The 19819-nt window shown below is 68.3% G+C and carries 16 protein-coding genes; 4 read left to right on the forward strand and 12 right to left on the reverse strand.

From position 1 onward, the window contains the following. Positions 1-945: 2,3,4,5-tetrahydropyridine-2,6-dicarboxylate N-succinyltransferase (dapD, locus tag ACNJ7E_RS36205; protein WP_418342124.1), on the forward strand; the 945-nt coding region annotated here is incomplete at its 5' end. Between the two features lie 31 nt (positions 946-976). Continuing rightward, a complete protein-coding gene (locus ACNJ7E_RS36210; protein ID WP_280785119.1) occupies positions 977-2341 on the forward strand; it encodes an amino acid permease in 1365 nt (454 codons plus the stop codon). Between the two features lie 18 nt (positions 2342-2359). On the opposite strand, the gene ACNJ7E_RS36215 is transcribed toward ACNJ7E_RS36210, so the two are convergent. The 10 genes from ACNJ7E_RS36215 to pruA form a co-directional block, all read right to left on the reverse strand. Beyond that, a complete protein-coding gene (locus ACNJ7E_RS36215) occupies positions 2360-2773 on the reverse strand; it encodes a DUF1622 domain-containing protein (protein ID WP_011598031.1) in 414 nt (137 codons plus the stop codon). A gap of 109 nt (positions 2774-2882) precedes the next feature. Further along, a complete protein-coding gene (locus ACNJ7E_RS36220) occupies positions 2883-3812 on the reverse strand; it encodes an HAD family hydrolase (protein ID WP_280785118.1) in 930 nt (309 codons plus the stop codon). A gap of 11 nt (positions 3813-3823) precedes the next feature. Continuing rightward, a complete protein-coding gene (locus ACNJ7E_RS36225; protein WP_418342125.1) occupies positions 3824-6184 on the reverse strand; it encodes an arylsulfatase in 2361 nt (786 codons plus the stop codon). Between the two features lie 87 nt (positions 6185-6271). After that, the gene (locus ACNJ7E_RS36230; protein WP_418342126.1) at positions 6272-7924 is read right to left on the reverse strand and encodes a substrate-binding domain-containing protein; all 1653 of its coding nucleotides are present in this window, start codon (positions 7922-7924) and stop codon (positions 6272-6274) included. A 134-nt stretch (positions 7925-8058) separates the two neighbouring features. Then, complete coding sequence (locus ACNJ7E_RS36235) at positions 8059-9297, reverse strand: PucR family transcriptional regulator (RefSeq protein ID WP_280785115.1); 1239 nt, start codon at positions 9295-9297, stop codon at positions 8059-8061. A 129-nt stretch (positions 9298-9426) separates the two neighbouring features. Beyond that, entirely contained in the window at positions 9427-10467 is a 1041-nt protein-coding gene (locus ACNJ7E_RS36240; RefSeq protein WP_280785114.1) for an NADP-dependent oxidoreductase, read from the reverse strand. 52 nt (positions 10468-10519) lie between these two features. After that, complete coding sequence (locus ACNJ7E_RS36245) at positions 10520-11920, reverse strand: acyl-CoA synthetase (RefSeq protein WP_280785113.1); 1401 nt, start codon at positions 11918-11920, stop codon at positions 10520-10522. A 12-nt stretch (positions 11921-11932) separates the two neighbouring features. After that, positions 11933-12592 carry a rhomboid family intramembrane serine protease gene (locus ACNJ7E_RS36250; protein WP_280785112.1) on the reverse strand — a complete coding sequence of 220 codons (660 nt, stop codon included), beginning with the start codon at positions 12590-12592 and terminating at the stop codon, positions 11933-11935. A 54-nt stretch (positions 12593-12646) separates the two neighbouring features. Further along, complete coding sequence (locus tag ACNJ7E_RS36255) at positions 12647-13624, reverse strand: proline dehydrogenase family protein (protein ID WP_280785111.1); 978 nt, start codon at positions 13622-13624, stop codon at positions 12647-12649. After that, positions 13621-15261, reverse strand: coding sequence for an L-glutamate gamma-semialdehyde dehydrogenase (pruA, locus tag ACNJ7E_RS36260; protein ID WP_280785110.1), 1641 nt, complete (start codon positions 15259-15261; stop codon positions 13621-13623). The genes ACNJ7E_RS36255 and pruA overlap by 4 nt, the downstream gene beginning before the upstream one ends. Positions 15262-15417: 156 nt before the next feature. On the opposite strand from pruA, the gene ACNJ7E_RS36265 reads away from it, so the two are divergent. Then, entirely contained in the window at positions 15418-16008 is a 591-nt protein-coding gene (locus ACNJ7E_RS36265) for a hypothetical protein (RefSeq protein WP_280785109.1), read from the forward strand. Between the two features lie 434 nt (positions 16009-16442). On the opposite strand, the gene ACNJ7E_RS36270 is transcribed toward ACNJ7E_RS36265, so the two are convergent. Together ACNJ7E_RS36270 and ACNJ7E_RS36275 are read right to left on the reverse strand one after the other, a co-directional pair. Then, entirely contained in the window at positions 16443-17570 is a 1128-nt protein-coding gene (locus ACNJ7E_RS36270; protein WP_072950264.1) for a flavin-containing monooxygenase, read from the reverse strand. A 27-nt stretch (positions 17571-17597) separates the two neighbouring features. Then, positions 17598-18617, reverse strand: coding sequence for a methyltransferase (locus tag ACNJ7E_RS36275; protein ID WP_418342127.1), 1020 nt, complete (start codon positions 18615-18617; stop codon positions 17598-17600). A gap of 107 nt (positions 18618-18724) precedes the next feature. Here ACNJ7E_RS36275 and ACNJ7E_RS36280 point away from each other — a divergent pair. Then, positions 18725-19819, forward strand: a 1095-nt coding sequence (locus ACNJ7E_RS36280; RefSeq protein ID WP_418342128.1) for a helix-turn-helix transcriptional regulator, incomplete at its 3' end; no start/stop codon positions are given.

A 19819-nucleotide genomic window follows, 5' to 3' on the forward strand; every position in this document is an offset into this window, starting at 1 on the left:
CAGGGAGCATCAGCAGTAGGCATCGCCAACGTGACCGTCGGCGGCACGGTCCTCGACACCTGGTTCCCGGCGCCCGAGCTGGGAAACTTCGACAGCGCGGGCACCGTGCGGATCGAGGGTGGCGACATCCCCTCCGATCTGGCACTTCTCGCCGGACCTGACGAGGCGCGTGAGATCGACCAGGTCGTGGTGCGCACCACCATCGCCGACCTGTCCGCGCCGCCGGCCGACGCGCACGACGCCTACCTGCGCCTTCACCTCCTCTCGCATCGCCTCGTGACCCCGCACGGCGTCAACCTCGACTGTCTGTTCGGCTTGCTGTCCAACGTGGTGTGGACCAACTTCGGCCCCTGCGCGGTCGAGGGCTTCGAGAAGGTGCGGTCGCGTCTGCGCATCCGCGGTGTGGTCACCGTGTTCGGTGTCGACAAGTTCCCGCGCATGGTCGACTACGTCGTCCCGTCCGGCGTCCGCATCGCCGACGCCGACCGCGTGCGCCTCGGCGCCCACCTGGCCAGCGGCACCACCGTGATGCACGAGGGCTTCGTCAACTTCAACGCCGGCACGCTCGGCAACTCCATGGTCGAAGGCCGTATCTCCGCGGGCGTGATCGTCGATGACGGATCCGACGTGGGCGGCGGCGCCTCGATCATGGGCACCCTGTCCGGTGGCGGCAAGGAGACCGTCTCCGTCGGCAAGCGCTGCCTGCTCGGCGCCAACGCCGGTCTGGGCATCTCGCTCGGCGACGACTGCGTCCTCGAGGCCGGCCTGTACGTGACCGCGGGCACCAAGGTCACCGGGCCGGACGGCACCGTCGTGAAGGCCAAGGAACTCAACGGCCAGTCCAACCTGCTGTTCCGTCGCAACTCCGTGTCGGGAGCCGTCGAGGTCGTGCCGTGGAAGGGCACCGGCGTGGAATTGAACGCCGCTCTGCACGCAAACGACTGACCCGGTGAGCGGTACGCGAACACCCGACACCATGACCGACTCGACCAGCACCCTGGGCCGGGGCCTGAAGGTCCGTCACCTCACGATGATGGGCCTCGGTTCCGCGATCGGTGCCGGACTGTTCCTCGGCACCGGTGTCGGTATCGCGACCGCCGGTCCCGCCGTCCTCGTCTCCTACCTGCTCGCCGGCATCATCGTCGTCTTCGTGATGCGCATGCTCGGCGAGATGGGAGCGGCGATCCCCGCCAGCGGATCCTTCTCGCACTACGCGCGGATCGGCATCGGCGAATGGGCCGGATTCGTGATGGGCTGGCTCTACTGGTTCATGCTGATCATGGTGCTCGGCGCCGAGATCACCGGCGCCTCCGGCATCGTGAGCGGCTGGCTACCGGGTGTTCCGCAGTGGGTCGTCGCCCTCGTGTTCGTGATCTTCTTCGCGGCGGTCAACCTCGCGAAGGTCAGCAACTTCGGTGAGTTCGAGTTCTGGTTCGCGGCCATCAAGGTGACCGTCATCATCGCGTTCCTGGTGATCGGCGTGCTGCTGGTGTTCGGCCTGCTGCCGGACACCGAACCGGTGGGCACCACCAACCTCTTCGGCCACGGCGGCTTCATGCCCGAGGGCTTCGCCGGGGTCGCCGCGGGACTGCTGGTCGTGGCGTTCGCGTTCGGCGGCATCGAGATCGTGACCATCGCCGCCGCCGAATCCGAGGACCCCGAACGCTCCATCGCCGTGGCGGTGCGCAGCGTCGTCTGGCGTATCAGCGTCTTCTACCTCGGCTCGATCTCGATCATGGTCCTCGTCCTTCCCTGGGATTCCTCGGACCTGAAGAGCGGACCGTTCGTGGCCGTCCTCAACCAGGCGCACATCCCGTACGTGGCCGGGTTCATGGAACTGGTGGTCGTGGTCGCGTTGTTGTCGGCGTTCAATGCCAACATCTACGGCACGTCGCGGATGGCGTACTCACTGTCCCGGCGCGGCGACGGTCCCGCGTTCATGGCCCGGATCTCGAATTCCGGGGTGCCCCTCAACGCGGTGCTGCTGTCGGTGTTCTTCGGTTTCGTCAGCGTCCTGCTCAACTGGTGGCTGCCCGACGACCTCCTGGGACTTCTCCTGAACGCCGTCGGCTCGGCGCTCCTGGTCATCTGGATCTTCATCGTCGTCTCGCATCTGCGGCTGCGCCCGCGGCTCGAACGCGAGGGCAAGCTGACCGTGCGGATGTGGTTGTTCCCGTGGCTCAGCTACCTCACGCTCGCAATGCTCGGCGGTTTCGTCGTGCTCATGCTCTTCGACTCCGATGCCCGCACCCAGCTGATCTCGACGTGCGTCCTGTTCCTCGTCATCGCGGCGCTCGGTGTGCTCAACACCCGGCTGCGCAAGCGGTCGCAGACGGTGTGACCGGTTCGGGCCGGCGACTCACCGGCCCGAACTCGGCTCCTGTCCCGCGGACGAGCGCGCCGCATGGGCGAGCACCTGCGGTCCGGTCACGAACGCCTTCCGCCACGGTGCGACACCGTCGATTTCGATCTCGATGGACAGGCTCAGCACGGTGCGGATCAGCACGATCACTCCCAGGACGGCGGCGTCGGTCAGCGACGGTGTCGAGGTGACCGTCTTGACGATGTCTGCCGCGACGAGCAATTCCAGGCCGAGCAGGATCGCGCCTCCCAGCGACTCCCGCAGGGTCTTGAACGCCTGAGCACCGTCCCCGGTCCGCCTCCACGCGCGGACCGCGAGGAAGAAGGCGAAGAGGAACCCGACAACCATCGCGAGGACACCGAGCACTTCGAACACTTCCGTTGCGAGTTCGAAGAACCTGACAGTGTCCATGGGAGTGTTCCTCTTCGGGAGGGTGTTCGCAGTCGAGGCCCGGTCGTTCCATGCATCACGCTAGGCGTCGATTCCCCGATTCGCGGCGAACCCACGAGGATTCCTCGGACTATTCGAGTTGCGGCGGGAACACCGTTGCCCAGTCGTTTTCGATACTGACGACGGTCCAGTCGTGGGTGCCGGCCAGTTCGAGCGCCTCCTCGGCGCCCGCGACGTAGTCGAACTCGCGGGCGGCGTCGTCATGGCGCAGCAGTAACCGCAGCGACGGCCGGTCCGGTGCCTCCGCGAATTGCAGCATCGGGATGTCGCCGTTGCTGTTTCCCGCCGCCAGCAGGGGTCGCCTGCCGATCCGGTTCCAGATCTGCACCGGCTTCTCGGGGCCGTCGTCGAGGACGTCCGCCTCGGCTCTGCGGACGATCGCGCCGCTGCTGCCGTCGTGCTGCCAGGCCAGTGACACCCCGCTGCCGATGACCCGCTGCCGCGGAATGCCGTACACGTCGTGACTGATCGGCCGCATGAAATCGCGGCCACCGCCGGACACGATGTAGTTGCGGAACCCGTTGACGGCCAGGTAGTCGAGCAACTCCACCATCGGTGCGTAACTGCACGCCAGGTAGTTCCGGTCGAGGGTCGGATGCCGGGCGGTGCGCAGGAACTGGTCCGCCCCGGCCTCGAACTCCTCCACGGTCACGTCGGCGAAACCGGTCAGCACACCGGCGGCGAGTTCTCTCACGCCGCTGTCGTCGCCGTTGTAGTGCCGCGTGATGACGTCGTTCAACCAGCCGTAGTCCTGCGTGTAGGCGGCCTGCCAGGGCTGGCGGGTGCGAAGATCCTCATCGTGCTCGGCCATGACGACGAGACGGCGCAGGATGAAGTCGAGCTGAATGGGCATCGGCTTCTCACACCACAGTGTGCCGTCGTTGTCGAAGACCGCGATCCGATCCTCCACCGGGACGTCCTGCGCCGTCACCCGCCCGACGAATCCCAGGATCGCGGTCTTGCCGTCACCCTCACGCCAGCTCGGAAGAGGTTCTGTCACGGCGCTTCCGCTCACTCGCGAGAGAGCATGGCCGCGGCTTCGCGTTCGAGGTCGACGAACGGTTCGCCGCTGACGTCGATCGCGATTCGGTTCAACGCCCCACCGGTGAAGGCCCACGGCGACGAACCCGGGTAGTCGTCGGTGACGGGTTCGCCGCTGTCCCGGCCGGCATTGAGACCCTCACCACCGCCGATGCCGAATTTGCCGGGCTGCGTTCGGATTCGGCCCTCGCCGACCTTGCGGTCGCCGTAGTACAGGCTCAGGACCCCGTGGGCGGTCCCGGGCGGGTCCTCACCGTCCTTCTCGAACGACGCGGCCAGGATGAGGTTCTCCCCGGTTGGCAAATCCTCCGTCGCATCGATCTTCTGCTGATCGCTCCCGAGGAAGTTGTACACGTAGTGCAGCCGGTTGTCCTTGACGTACAGCGCGTGCCCACCGAACCGGCCGCCGTGCGAGAACAGCACCCCCGAGGCACCGGGTTCGGAGAGGTCGACGAGTGCCCCGATCGAGTAGGAGCGGTTACGGAGGTTGACCGCCACCGCCTCCGGTACCTCCGCGCCGCCGGGCCGGTAGACGTAGCGGTTGCGCGGGGGCGCGAGCTGCGGGCGTGGGGTGGTGAGGAGTTCGACGGGCGAGCGGTCGTCGAGCGGCAACGCCTGGTTCGCGCCGGCCTCGTGGAACCACAGCCCGACGAGCTCGGCGAGTCGGCCGGGTTCCTCGGCGGCGAGGTCGTGGAGTTCGGCGCGGTCCACCTGGGTGTGGTACAGCTCCCAGGTGTCCTCCGGGAAACGGCTCCACCCGCTCAGTGTCGGGTGGGTGGTGACGGCCTTCCAGCCGTCGTGCCAGATGCCCCGCCCGCCGAGCATCGAATAGAACTGGGTGTGCTTGGCGGTGGGGATGGTGGCGGCGTCGAAGCTGTAGCGCATACTCACGCCCTGGATCGGGTGCTGGGTGTACCCCTTCACCGTCTCGGGGAGTTCGACACCGAGGCAGTCGAGCAGAGTCGGCACGATGTCGATGGCGTGGTGGTACTGGTCGCGGGTCTCGCCGCGGGCCTCGATCCCGGCCGGCCACGACAAAATGCACGGATCGCTGGTGCCGCCGTTGAACGAGTAGCGTTTCCACATCTTGAACGGGGTGTTGAAGGCCATCGCCCACCCGTTCGGGTAGTGGTTGTAGGTCTCGGTGCCGCCGAGCTGGTCCAGCTTGGCCAGATTCTCGGCGAGATCGTCCGGCACGCTGTTGGCGATCTTGTTCTCGTTGACCGACCCGTTCGGGCCGCCCTCGCCGCTGGCACCGTTGTCCGAGACCACCACGATGATGGTGTTGTCGAGCTGCTCCATCTCCTCGAGGTAGGCCAGCAGTCGGCCGATCTGGTCATCGCAATGAGAGAGGAAACCGGCGTACACCTCCGCCATCCGCGCGAAAAGCCGTTTTTCGTCGTCGGACAGGGTGTCCCAGGGGCGGGTGAAGTCCAGCGGTGGGAACGGCTTGCCGTCGGGTCCGGTGCGGGTGTCGGGGGTGCCGATCGGGTTGAGCGGCGGCAATTCGGTGTCCGGAGGTACGAGGCCCATCTCCTTCTGCCGGGTCAGGGTCCGCTCGCGCATCGCTTCGTATCCGTCGTCGAACCTGCCGCGGTAGCGGTCGGCCCACTCCTGGGGCACGTGGTGCGGGGCATGCGCGCAGCCGGGTGCGTAGTACAGGAACACCGGCCGGTCCGGGGCAATCGCCTTGACGTCGCCGAGGTAGTCGAGCGCGTGGTCGGTGATGTCGACGCTGAAGTGGTAGCCCTGCTCCGGGGTGGCGGGCTGCTCGACGGGATGGTTGTCGTGCACGAGATCCGGATACCACTGGTTCGTCTCCGCGCCGAGGAAGCCGTAGAACCGTTCGAAGCCGCGGCCGACCGGCCAGTTCCGTTTCGTCGACGCCAGGTTCATCTCGTCCTCGGCGCACAGGTGCCACTTGCCGACCATCGCGGTGGAAAAGCCCTGCTCGACCAGGATCTCGGCGAGGGTGGCGCACTCGGGAGGGATGTGCCCGTTCCCACCGGGGAATCCGACAGCACACTCACTGATGCAGGCCATCCCGTTGGTGGTGTGGTTACGCCCCGTCAGCAGGCAGGATCGCGTCGGGGAACACAGGGCGGTGGTGTGCCACTGCCCGTACCGCAGACCGTTTGCGGCGATCCGGTCGATGTTCGGGGTCTCGATCGGCCCGCCGTAGCAGCCCATCGCTCCGAAACCGACGTCGTCGAGCACGATGTAGAGGATGTTCGGCGAACCGGGCGGCGCCTTCGGCTGCTCGTAGGGACCCCAATCCGGGATCGAGTCCCGAATATCGAGATTGACGACACCTCTGAACGGCTTGGCCATGACGAGCTCCTCGAATGGGTCCGACTCCCCCCTTTCACCCAAGCACTGTCGACCGATGGATGGCTAGTGCGCCGGAACAGTATTCCGCTAGCTGCGACCGCGCGCCGCCAGCGCGTTGACGAACACGTTGGCGATGTCGGCGGGATCCTTCGCGACGTAGCTCGACCCTCCGGAGACCCGCGAGATCTCGGCGAGTGTGGCCGCATCGGCGTCGCCGGTGATGCCGATCGTCACGATGATGACGGGCCGGGCGGGATCCATCTCGCGCTGCAGGATGCTCAGAAGCTGTTCCTTCGTGATGGAGTCCGGATCCTCGTTGGCACCGTCGGTCAGGATGATCACACTGTTCACGGCGCGCGGGTCGTACGTCTCCTGCACCGTCCGGAACGCGGCGAGCGTCGTGTCGTACAGGCCGGTACCGCCGCCGATCAGCCCGTCGACCTTCCCCGCCTGCTGCGCCATCAGCTGGCGCTGTGTGAGGCCGTCGACCACCGTGTCGTAGCGGCGGATCGGGACCATCTCCTTGTAGTCCTGCGGTCCCCCACCGAGCCCCTGCGAGAACGCCCACAGGCCGGCGGACACGCTGTCCGGGAACATCGCATTGCCGGCGAGCGCCGCATCGACTGTGAGGTCCATGCGCGACCGGCTGCCTGCGGGTGTCTCCATCGACCCTGACACGTCGATCGCGACGAGTGTGCGGATGGGCAACGCCATCAACGCCCACCCGCCGAGGGCGTCCTGTAGCGCCGACTCGTCCTCGAGCCCGAGCTTGGTGATCCTCCCGACGCCGCGGCCGTCGGCCGGCGGGCTTCCGTCGGGTCCGCGGAATCCGTTCTCCGCGAGTACCGCACGGGCCTCCTCACCGCCCAGAACAGCGGCGACGGCACGTGCCACCTGGGTGGCCCTGTAGTGCCGGTCGGGGGCGGGCGAGGTGACCACGAGCGGGAAGTTCATGAAATTGCTGCCCGTCGGGGGCACCGTCGCGGTGAGCGTGCGCGCGCCGTCGCCGTCGCCATCGGAGAATTCGAGCACGGACTGTTCGGTGGCCACGGCGACTCCGCCGTTGTCGACGACTCCCTGCAGCATCTCCTCGCCGATGGGCTCGTCCGCGGTACGTGCACTCTCCTCCTGCGCGAGCGGGACCAGCGCGGCCCGCACCGTCCCCGCGGACACGGGGTCGGCCTGACCCTCGGCGAGTGCCGCGTTGATCGGTGCCTGCGCGACCCCGGTCACGAGGGGGTTGCCCAGCTGGATGTCCTTGATCTGGAGGGCGGCGAGCCACGTCGGCGACGTGGGGACGTCCTCCTCGCGGGAGGCCAGGACAACGGGCGAGGATGCGATCGACCCCGTCATCACCTCGACCGGACCGGCCGCGGTGAGCGCCGCCTTGCCCACCCAGGCGCCGGTGTCGGGGATCCAGAGGTCCGGGGCGTCGGTTCCCTTGCCGAGTCGTCCCGCGACGTCGCCGGACGTCGCGGCGCTGACGGCGACGTTCGCGCAGCCCAGGTCGGTGTCCTTCGCTTCGCCGAGAATGCTGCTCAGGGCGGGCACGATGCTCGGGTCGGCGGCGAGGGTGTAGTCGGTGACCTGATCGCAGTCGTCGGCCCAGGAGCGCACCGCGTGAACGACGACGACCACGGAGGCCACGAGCCCCAGCACGACAGCGGCGCACACCGCGTAGAACCCGGGCGAGCGACCACCGCGTTCCTGCCCCGCGCTCGAATGACGCCCTCCGGCCATCGCCTGCCTCCCTAACATTTCGGTCACGAGACGACCACCGACACACCCGGACCGAATATGATCCGGCCCACATCGTAGCGAACGGTGCAGGGTACGACGCTGCGCCAGTGGCGGGCGGCCGAAACAGGGTGACGTCAGCGATCGGGTTGCGCGACCTCGAGCCGGCGGGCGACGAGCGCGGCCTGGATCTGCCGCAGCCCGGACGGGCGGGTCGGATCGCAGCCCGTCAGCTGCGCCACCCGCTTGAGACGGTAGTCCACCGTATTGGTGTGAAGGTGCATCTGTTTCGCGGTGCGCTGCCGGTTGAGATCGTGGCCGATGTGCACCTCGAGCGTCTCGATCAGTTCGGGTGAGCCCTGCAACGGTTCGAGAAGCCGCGCCAGGTGGGTCCGGCCGGGCCCGGGCCTGGTGAGCTGGTATTCGAGCGCCAGATCGTCCATCTCGTAGAGGCCCGGTTCCAGCGCCAGCTGGTGGGCGAGGTCGAGGAGTTCGTGGACCTGGTCCGCGGCGGCGGGGATACCGGCGGTGCGGACCCGCGTCGCTGTCGCGGTGAGGGGAACGCCGGCGGCGGCTCCGATGCGGTCGAGCAGCGACACCATCCAGGCCCGCTCGGGCGAGCCCGGCAGCAACAGTGTTCCGCCGTCCGGGCTCAGCGAACAGAGGGCGGCACCACCCGCGGCGTCCGCCAGCTCGATCTGCAACCGGCGGAGTTTCTGCCGGGCGACGACGGCTTTGCGCCGGTGGGTCACGGCCTCCGTGGGATGCGACGGAATCGACAGCCCCAGCACCACGTACTCGTCGGCCAGCTCCACACCCGCGTGCCGCGCGGCGGTCGCCGCCTTTCGGCCGCTGAGCAGCGCCGTGACGAGGTTGACCGCGGCACCGTCGCGTTCGCTGTTGACGGCTTCGAGTTCTTCCACGTAGCTGGTCGTCGCGGCGACGGTCACGCATTCGAGGAGCGTGAACATCACCTTCTGGATGACCAGGAGTTCGGGCAGGTCTTCCGTGCGGGCGTTCGAGGCGACGAGGTCGCCGGCCTCCTGGATGCCTTCGTGGAGGATCCGGAGCACGAGCTTCAACGGGAACCCCTCGCGTGCCCAGCGCGCGGAACTGTTGCGCACCTCCGCGAGGTCCTCGTCCGTCGGGCTGATGCCCTCGTCGAGCATCTGGATACCGAGACCGAGGCAGACGATCGTGAAATCCATGACGTCGCTCTGCAGTTGTTCGCCGGGCAGCGAACCGCAGGGGGTCACGTTGTCGGCGAAATGCCGGACCAGCTTCTGCGCGACCGTCAGAGTGTCGCGCAGCGGGGCGGAGGCGGGCCTGCCATCGACGAGGATTTGCGAACCGGCCCCCGAACTATGATTCGTCATAGATCTGATCACTCCCCTATGTGGATGACACCGAACTCCCGCACCATCGACATCACGCAAACATAACGAGGGTTCGCTTCTGTCACCGTTGTATCACGACAGCGCCCTGTCCAGGGCGAATACGGTCGGTCAATTCTCCTCTGCGACCCGGACCACCAGCTTGCCGAAGTTGCTGCCCCGGAGCAGACCGATGAACGCCGCGGGCGCATTCTCGAGGCCGTCGACGATGTCCTCGCGGTAGGCGAATCGCCCCTCCCGGATCCACCCGGACACATCTCGCTGGAAGTCCGCGTACATCTCGGAGACGAACTCGCGCTGGATGAATCCGCGGATCGTGAGGCTCTTGACCAGAACCCGGGTGAAGAAGCCGGGCAGCCGATCCGGCCCCTCGGGCGTCTCGGTGTCGTTGTACTGCGCGATCAGGCCGCACACGGGAACTCGCGCATACAGGTTGAGCAGCGGCAGCACGGCTGCGGCCACCGCACCGCCGACGTTCTCGAAGTAGACGTCGATGCCGTCGGGGCACGCGGCGCGCAGTTCCTCGGCGAAGTTCGGGGACCGGTGGTCGACGGCGGCGTCGAATCCGAGTTCGTCCAGCAGGTAGGCACACTTTTCCGGTCCGCCCGCGATCCCGACGGCCCGGGCGCCCTTCAGTTTCGCGATCTGCCCCACCGCCGAGCCGACCGGACCGCTGGCCGCCGCGACGACCACCGTCTCGCCTGCCTCCGGTTGCCCGATCTTCAACAGACCGGCGTACGCGGTGAAGCCGGGCATGCCGAGAACTCCGACGGCGGTCGACAACGGCGCAGCGTCGCGGTCGAGTGCGCGGAGTTGGTTGCCGTCGACCACGGCGTGCGACTGCCAGCCCGCGTATCCGAGAACGTAGTCACCGGTTGCGAAATCCGGGTGCCGGGAATCGACCACCTGCCCGACGGTGCCACCGACCATGACCTCGTCGATCTCGACCGGGTCGGCGTAGGACTCCGCCGCACTCATCCGGCCGCGCATGTACGGGTCGAGGGACAGGTAGATGACGCGGACCAGCACCTGACCGTCGGCGGGTTCGGGCAGGTTTACCGCCTCGAGCCGGAAGTTGTCGGCGGTCGGCGCACCGTCCGGCCGTGACGCGAGGACGATTCGGGTGCTCTGAACGATGCTCTCCACACTCACTGTGCGCCTGCCAATCCGTGTCGGGCCGGTATCGTTCGCCAGCCTACCGATTTCAGAACAGTTGCTTCTTCTGCACCTTTCCCATCGCGTTCCGCGGAAGCGACTCGACGACGCGGATCTCGCGGGGCCGCTTGTGCACCGACAGTTCGGTGGCCACATGCTCGATCAGCTCGGTTTCCGAGACGTCGTCCCCCACCACGAAGGCCACGAGCCGCTGCCCGAGATCCGGGTCGGGAAGGCCGACCACCGCGGCTTCCCGCACACTCGGGTGGCCGAGGAGAGACGTCTCCACCTCCCCCGCCCCGACCCGGAATCCGCCCGACTTGATGAGGTCTGTGGATTCGCGGCCGACGATGCGGTGGAACCCGTCCGGGTCGATGACGGCGACGTCGCCGGTCTTGAAGAAGCCGTCGTCCGTGAAGGATTCGGCCGTCGCGTCGGGCTTACCGAGATAGCCGTCGAAAAGCATCGGGCCGCGCACCTGCAGTCCGCCGATGGATTCCCCGTCGTGGGGGACGTCGCCGCCGCGCTCGTCGCGCAGCCGGGTTTCGACGCCGCGGACCGGCACACCGACCCACCCCGGGCGACGCTCGCCGTCGGCCCTGGTGCTGAGCGTGAGCATCGTCTCGCTCATGCCGTACCGCTCGATCGGTGCGAGCCCGGTCAGCTCGTGCAACTTCTCGAACACCGGCACGGGTAGCGGGGCGCTGCCCGACACCAACAGTCGCGCACCCGACAGCGCGCGCGCCGACTCGGGGTCGTCGGCGATGCGACCCCACACCGTGGGGACACCGAAATACATCGTTCCGTGTGCGGCGGCGTAAGCCGCCGGGGTGGGCTTGACCGTGTGGACGAGACGACTGCCGATACGCAACGGTCCCAGCACACCCAGGATGAGACCGTGTACGTGGAACAGCGGAAGTCCCTGCACCAGTGTGTCGTTGCCGGTCCACTGCCAGGCGTCGGCGAGGGCGTCGAGGCCGGCTGCGATGGCCTTCCTGCTGATCAGGACTCCCTTGGGGGGTCCCGTGGTGCCGGACGTGTAGAGCACGAACGCGATGCCCGACTCGGGCGGTTCCGGGTAGCTGTGCCACGACCGGGCGTGGACGCGGACCGGAACGACGGGCAGCCCCGCCGTGTCCGCGGGCGCCTCGCCGAGCCACGCCTGCGCACCGGAATCGCGCAGGATGTGCTCGAGTTCGGCGGGGCCGGAATCGGGCGGCACCGGCACCGCGGTCACACCGGCGATGAGGCAGCCCACGACCGCGAGGACGGTGGTGACGGTGGGGGTAGCGAGGATCGCGACCCGATCCGCGCGTGCCACACGCTCGGCCACGGACGTCGCCGCACCGAGCACGTCGCCGCGCGACAGGGTGGCGTCGCCGATCCGGATGGCGTCGGGAATGTCGTCGCCCTGGGCGACGGCCAGAGGATTCAGAGATCGCAGCAGCACATCGACAGCTTCTCACAGGGTCCGGACGTGGTCCGGTGGGTCTCCCGGTGGCGGACTGACGGTGGCCAGTGCCGCACCCAGCAGCGCCCCGGTGAGAACAGCCAGTCCGTGGGCGTCGTCGACGACCAGCAGCAGGACACCGGCGACGACGATGCCGCCGCTCGCGGCGAGTGCTCGCCACTCCTTGGACTGCATCACCACCAGACCGGCGAGGGACGCGGCCAGCGCGAGTGTGGCACCCGAGTTGCCCGCCCCGGGCGACGGGAACAGGAACGCGGTGAACAGGCCGAAGATGATCTGGCTCGCCACTAACAGCAGGACGGCCCGCACTCCTCCCCAGACCCGGACCGCGAGCGGGGCCACCCACGCGAGAACGAGCAGATTTACCGCGGTTCCGGCCAGTCCCCCGTCCTGCACCGCAACCGACGTGACGATCCGCCACCACTGGTGGTCCCGGATCTGGGTGGGGTCACGCTCGAGGGCGTCGAGGATGGCGGGGACGACGATCTGCAGCAGCGACGGCACGGCGATCAGCAACCACAGCACCACCGCGGTGCGCGGCGGACGGGTGAGTCGGACCTCGCCGATGCGCGTCGAACCGAGCAGCGTCGCGAGGACGAGAACGACGGCGAAGAGGACCGCGCTGGCCCATCCCCCGCCTGAAGTCGTCACCGCGAAACTCTACAACGACGCACCCCCACGGGAACCGATCCGCGACCGCGCCGGTCAGTCCCGGGTGACCACCGAGCGCAGGAAGAACCGCAGGTTCGAGGGACGCTCGGCCAGTCGCCGCATGAAGTACGCGTACCACTGACTTCCGTACGGCACGTACACCCGAACCTGCTTGTCCTCGTTCGCGAGCCGACGCTGCTCGACGTCCCGGATCCCGAACAGCATCTGGTGCTCGTAGGCGTCCGCGGCGCGGCCGGTGCGCCCGACCAGCGGGGCGACCGCGTCGATGACGGCCGGATCGTGCGAGGCCACCATCGGGTACCCGGACCCGTCCATGAGGATCCCCAGGCAACGCAGATATGACGCGTCCACGGCAGCGCGGTCCTGGAAGGCCTCGGACTCGGGTTCCCGGTACGCCCCCTTGCAGAGCCGGACCCTCGACCCGGGGCCGGCGAGGGCGCGGCAGTCGTCCTCGGTGCGTCGCAGATACGACTGCACCACCGCACCGAGCCAGGGGTAGTCGTTGCGGAGTTCGCGCACGATCGCCAGCGTCGAATCGGTGGTCGTGTGGTCTTCGGCGTCCACGGTCACCCACACCCCCGCCGCCTCCGCGGCGGCGCAGATCGTGCGGGCGTTGTCGGTGGCGATCCTGCGACCGTCGCCGGCGAGCGCCTGCCCGAGCGCCGACAGTTTCATCGACACCTCGAGGCGGCGAACACCCGAACTCCCGTCCGCCGCTTCCGGTAGCGCACCGAGATCGGCGACGAGCGTCAGATATTCGTCGACCGTCGCCTGGGCTCCCGCCGCATCATGCGTGTCCTCACCGAGGAAGTCGATCGACACCGACCGGCCCGAATCGAGGATCTCCCGGACGGATGCGAGCGCCGACTCCCGGTTCTCCCCGGCGACGAAGCGGTCGACGAGTTTCCGGGTGACGGGGGCGCCGGTGACCGCCCGTTTGACGCGGGACGACCGGGCGGCCGCGAGGATCGCCGGGCGCAGCGGATTCGTCAGAACGGTGGGCGCTTTCATTCCGACCCCATGTGCGGATATCGGTAGTCGGTGGCCGGGACGAACGTCTCCTTGACGGTGCGGGCCGACACCCACCGCAGCAGGTTGAGCTTGGACCCGGCCTTGTCGTTCGTGCCCGAGGCGCGGGCCCCGCCGAACGGCTGCTGCCCGACGACGGCACCGGTCGGCTTGTCGTTGACGTAGAAGTTGCCGGCGGTGAACCGGAGAGCAGACGTTGCCTGCTCGACGGCCTGGCGGTCGTCGGCGATCACCGCGCCGGTCAGCGCGTACGGGGCCGCCGAGTCGACCTTGCCGAGCACGTCGGCGAACGCGTTCGGCGCCGAGTCGTCGTACACGTGCACCGTCAGGATCGGACCGAAGTACTCGGTGGTCATCGCCTCGTCGGCCGGGTCGTCGGCGAGGAGCACGGTGGGGCGGACGAAGTAGCCGACGCTGTCGTCGTACTTGCCGCCGACGGCGATCTCGAGACCGGTAGCGCTGCGGGCGCGTTCGATGGCCGCGACGTTCTTGTCGTAGGCGCGGCGGTCGATGAGGGCCCCGCCGAAGTTCTCCAGATCCGTCACGTCACCGTAGGTGAGGGCGTCGACTTCCGCGGTGAACGTGTCCCGCATCCGCCGCCACAGCGACTTCGGGACGTAGGCGCGGGAGGCGGCCGAACACTTCTGGCCCTGGTATTCGAACGCGCCGCGGATCAGCGCCGTCCGCAGCACGTCCTCGTCGGCCGAGGCGTGCGCGACCACGAAGTCCTTGCCGCCGGTCTCCCCCACCAGCCGGGGGTAGCCGGCGTACTTCCCGATGTTCGCGCCCACCTCGCTCCACAGATGCTGGAACGTCCGGGTCGAACCGGTGAAGTGGATGCCCGCGAGGCGGGGGTCGCTCAGCAGCACTTCCGAGACCGCCTGCCCGCTGCCGGTGAGCAGATTGATCACGCCCGGCGGCATTCCCGCCGCCTCGAGCAGTTTGATGGTCCAGTACGCGGCGACGGTCTGCGTCGACGACGGCTTCCAGATCACCGTGTTGCCCATCAACGCGGGCGCGGTCGGCAGGTTCCCCGCGATCGCGCTGAAGTTGAACGGCGTGATGGCGTAGACGAACCCCTCGAGCGGACGGTATTCGAGCCGATTCCACACCCCGGGTGAGGAGATCGGCTGGTCGGCGAGGATCTGGCGTGCGAAGTGAACGTTGAAGCGCCAGAAGTCGATCAGCTCGCACGGCGCGTCGATCTCCGCCTGCTGGACCGACTTCGACTGGCCGAGCATCGTCGCCGCGGCGAGCGTTTCGCGCCACGGCCCGGACAGCAGGTCGGCGGCGCGCAGGATGACCGCGGCCCGGTCGTCGAACGAGAGCGCCCGCCAGTCCGGTGCCGCGGCCGTGGCCGCCTCGACCGCCGCCGATGCGTCGTCGTGGGTGGCGCTGCGCAGCGTGCCGAGCACGGCGGCGTGCCGGTGGGGTTGCACGACGTCGACGCGCTCGCCGTCGCCGTGCCGGTGTTTGCCACCGATCACGTGCGGGATGTCGACGGGATTGGTGGCGATGTCGGTGAGTGCCGATTGCACTCGGGAACGTTCGGGACTGCCCGGCGCGTACGTGTGGACCGGCTCGTTGGTGGGCACCGGAACCTGGGTGATGGCGTCCATGCTGCCTGCCTCCTGCCCTCAGATCGTGAGGAACTGTGACCGGGACCGCGGGCGGACGGGGACACCCGTCCGAGCGGAACCCTTGAGCCCAGGTTAGCGCCGGACGGGGGTACTCATCCGGTTTTGACGCGCGGGTCGGCTGGCTACCATCGGCACATGGCCGAACGGAATCGCGTGTCACCCCGATCCGAGATCGTCGCGATTCCACTCCGCGGCCGGTTCATGGGAAACCGGGGCTGCCTGCACCGGGGGCACACCGTCGTGCGCAACCATGCGGGCAAGCGGTGGATCATCTGCGTCACCGACTACCCGGCCCGCACCGTCGCCCAGTGGAGCGACGGCCACTACACCGTCCTCTTCTTCCACGACGAGGCGGTGGCCCTCGCGGCCGGGCACCGGCCGTGCGCCCTCTGCCGACGCGAGCGGTACAACGACTTTCGTCTCGCGTGGCAGTCGGCCCACGGGGGTGGGCTGCCGGGCGCGGACCAGATGGACGCCCGACTGCACGGAGAACGGCTGGCCGGTTCCCACCAGCGCACACACGAGGCCGCGTGGTCGTCGTTGCCCGACGGGGCCTTCGCGCTGCTCGACGGCGGACCCGCGGTCGTGCTGGGTGACACGGTCGTCCCCTGGTCGGCCGAGGGATACGGGACTCCGGCGAATCGGCCGACCGGCACCGCCACGGTCCTGACACCGCCGTCCACCGTCGCCGCCCTCGCAGCCGGCTACCGACCGGACGTCGCGTAGGACTGTAGACGCTAAGAACGCCGCTCAGGCCCCTGCCCCCCGGCCCCGCAAATTCTGCACCCGGTGACCTACCTGCTGAGATCCCGATCCTCCGGCGGATCCCGCGGCGGCGGCTCCTGCGGTGCCCATACCGGCCCCGGTGACAGCACCCGTCCCAGTGCCCTCGGCCACCGAACCGGGCCATGACGGGACGGCACCCGCGCCGCTCGCCCAGCCAGTTCCCGCACCCCCGGTCGAGTGCGGCCAGGGTGCCGTTCAGGATTGCGCGGTTCCCCCCCAGCGCCACACGGCTGCGCACGTCGCACAGCACCGGGGAGGCTGGCGAGGTTTGCCGCCGCAGGTGGTATTCGGTGCGGTGGTCAGGGTTCTGGTCTGCGCTCGAGACCGTGCGAAGCCAGCGCCGGGGCAGGGCGGGAGAATCCTACCGCCGACGCTCACCGCAGTTCCCGCGCGATCGCTCGGGCCGCGCGGCGAGCCTGCTTCGCCGCGAACCCGATCTGCGACGGCCTGGGCACGAACCCGATGAAACGCAACCTCTCGGCGGCCGGCTTTTCACCGGTGGCGTGCGGCCAACCTCGCTCGTCCAGTACGCCGAGGTGCCCGACCAGCTTTTCGAGTTCTTGGCGGAACCCCGTCGCGCAGACCATCGCCTCCGGGTCGATTCGCATCCCGTCCACCAGCCACACGCTGTCCGCGTCGAGTGACTCGACTCCGCGAACGACCTCGATGGACCTGTCTCGGATCGCGGCGATGAGCTCCTTGTCGACGATCGCCGGTGCCACGCCGAGGCGGGCGCTGCGGGCGAAGATCCCCTCGTCGGGGATCGGTAATCCGAACTCGCGCAGGTCGCCGATGCTCCTCTTCCGGCCGAACCGAGCGATTGCGTCCGCGATAGGGACCGGGGCATGGTAGAGCGGCGTTGCGATGAAGTCTCCCGGTATGCCACCAGGTCCCTGGCGGAGCATGATGTTCGGCGGCGTGCGAGCCGAAAGCCAGACCTTTGCCGCGCCTCCGGTGGCGAGGTCGTAGGCAATTTCCATGCCCGAGCAGCCCGCTCCCACCACGAGGACCCGTTTCCCGTTGTACGGCGAGGGATTCCGGTACTGCGAGGAATGAACCAGTGCACCCCGCCAGTCCCCGCGTCCGGGCCAGTCCGGGACGAAGGGCTCATGATCGAAGCCGGTCGCGACCACCACCTCGGCAGCGTCGACCGAACCGGCAGCGGTGGTCAACCGCCAGCGCCCGTCAGTTCGGTCGAGCCGTTCCACCGGGCAGCCCAGGCGCAGTTCGATCCCGTCCGCGCGTGCGTGCCGCTCGAGATGCTCGATCACCTGTTCCCGCGTGGGAAAGGTCGGTGTGCCCTGCTTGTAGGGGCGGTTCGGCAGATGGGAGAATTGCCTGCCGGTGTTCAGTCGCAGCCGGTCATAACGAGAGTGCCACGACGAACCGACTTGGTCGGCTCGGTCGATCAGCAACGGGTTGATGCCACGGTCGGCGAGGGCCACCGCCGCCGCGACCCCGGAGGTGCCGGCACCGACGATTGCGACTTGATGCTCGCTCATCGTGTGCTCCTTGGGTGTTGTCTTGTTTCATGCGGTTTCGGCGACAATGACGCTCATCGTGCCGGTGAGCGAGCGATGGTCGCGGTAGCGCCAGCCAGTGTCCTGCAGCCAGGCGATGCCTTCGTCGACGCTGTAGACGTCGCCGTGTTCGAGGTGGACCGCGAATTCGCCCGCCATCAGGGCGGCCGCGACCGGCTGGGTGTGGGTGGGGTCGGTCCAGAACTCGGCAATCAGCAGCGTGGCGCCGGGTGCGGCGACGTCGCGAATGCGGTGTAGCAGCGCACGATTCTGCTCCGGTGACCAGTAATGCGCCAGGTTCGCGACCAGGAAGGCGTCGTATCCGGCGGGCAGCGGGTCGGCCCCTGCGTCGCCGGCGCATACGTCGATTCGCCCCTCCAGCCCGACCGACGCGATGCGGTCCTGCGCGGTCTGGGCAACCGCCGGCAGCTCGAACACGGTCGCGCTCAGTTGCGGGCAGTGGCGCGCCACCGCGATGGACCAGGAGCCGGTGCCGCCGCCGATGTCGAGGAGTCGACGATTGCCGGACAGATCGACCGTGTCCGGCAGGGCGAGCGAGGGGCCGGCCGAAAACGCCTCGATACCGATCGAGGCGATGGGTTGCAGGGCGGCTTCGAGGTCGAAGATCTGGTGTTTCGGCCCGCGGGCTAGTGCGTCGGCCAGATCTTCCCACGCCGGGAAGCTGATCTTGTCCCAGAACCGCAGCAGCGGACGCAGGTCGGCGGGCGATCCGCCGGCGAGGAACGCGGCCGCCGTCTCGGTATTGACGTACTGTTCGCCTCGGCGTTCGAGCATACCCAGCGCGACCATGGCGTCGGCGCTGATCCGGGTGGCTCGGGCAGTAAGCCCGGTGCGGGCGGCCAGGCCACGCAGGTCGGTGGGGCCCTCGCCCAACGCCTCGAACAAACCGAGTTCGCTGGCGGCGAAGAGGTGTTTGGCGGCCATGAACCCGGACGCCAGCTGCATGATCGGCTCCGGGTTAGGCAGGTCGTGGTCGGTTTCGGCGGAGGTATGGGCTGTCATCGTCATGAAACCAGCGTCGTTGTTGTCGGTTCTGCGTCATATCCCTGAATCCTGGGGAATTCACCCAGATTTCTGGGGTAGGCAGCCCTAACCTGCTGCGATACACTTCGGACATGGCGCAGAGCTTGCTGCCACGCGTCCGCGATCAAATCTCGCGTGCCGTCGCCGACCAGCTGGACTGGGTGGGGTACAGCGCGCGAATGAGCGAGGCCCTGCGCACGGTGATCCCACATGACCGCTGCTGCTGGCACACCGTCGACCCGGGCACCATCCTGTTCACCGGCAGCGTGAACCGGAACGTTGGGTGTTCCGGATCCTGGTTGGCGCACTACGAATACGAGGTCGAGGACGTCGACAAGTGGGCGTTTCTTGCGCACAGTGGCCGCCTGGCGGGTGCACTCAGTCTGGATACCCACGGAGATTTGTCCCGCAGTGCACGGCACCGTTCGCACGAGGCGTACGGAATCGGCGACGAGCTGCGGGTCTCCCTGGTGTCGGACGGGGTCTATTGGGGTGCAGCGGCATTCCTGCGCGATGCGGGCGCGCCGTGGTACACCGCCGAGCACGTCCGCGCAATCGCCGCGCTGGCGCCCGCGCTCGCTACCGGTCTGCGACGTTCGATGCTCCACGAGGTCGAGGTCGCCGTGACGACCGTGGACTACGGCCCCGGCGTGGTGGTCTTCGACGCCGCGGGCGACCCGGAATCGGTCTCACCCGCCGCGGAACGCTGGATCGACGAAATTGTCGAGGTCCCGGCGCCGTCGACGCCGTTCGAATCGAAGGTCGTGCAGGCCATCGCGGCCAGGGCGCGGGCGATCGAACCGGGCACCGATCCGCTGGAACTTGCCGCGCGCTCGCGGGTACGCACGCGATCCGGCGCCTGGCTGTTGCTGTACGGGACCAGGCTTTCCGGCGTCGAAGACGGACGCACTGCCGTCATCATCCAACCCGCGACGCCGCATGAGATCGCGCCCGTCATTGCCATGGCCTACGGACTGTCCCAACGCGAATGCCATCTCACTGCGCTGTGCGTCCAAGGGCGATCGACAAGGGAGATGGCGCACGCAATGTCGTTATCCGTCTACACAATTCAAGACCACATGAAGTCGATCTTCGACAAGACCGGGGTGCGCAGCCGCGGGGAACTGGTGGGGCAGATATTCCTCGAGCACTACGCGCCACGCTGGGAGCTTGCGGCATCCCCGCCA

The sequence above is a fragment of the Rhodococcus mengyinensis genome (genome assembly GCF_048381435.1).
GTDB classification, from domain to species: domain Bacteria; phylum Actinomycetota; class Actinomycetes; order Mycobacteriales; family Mycobacteriaceae; genus Rhodococcus_F; species Rhodococcus_F opacus_D.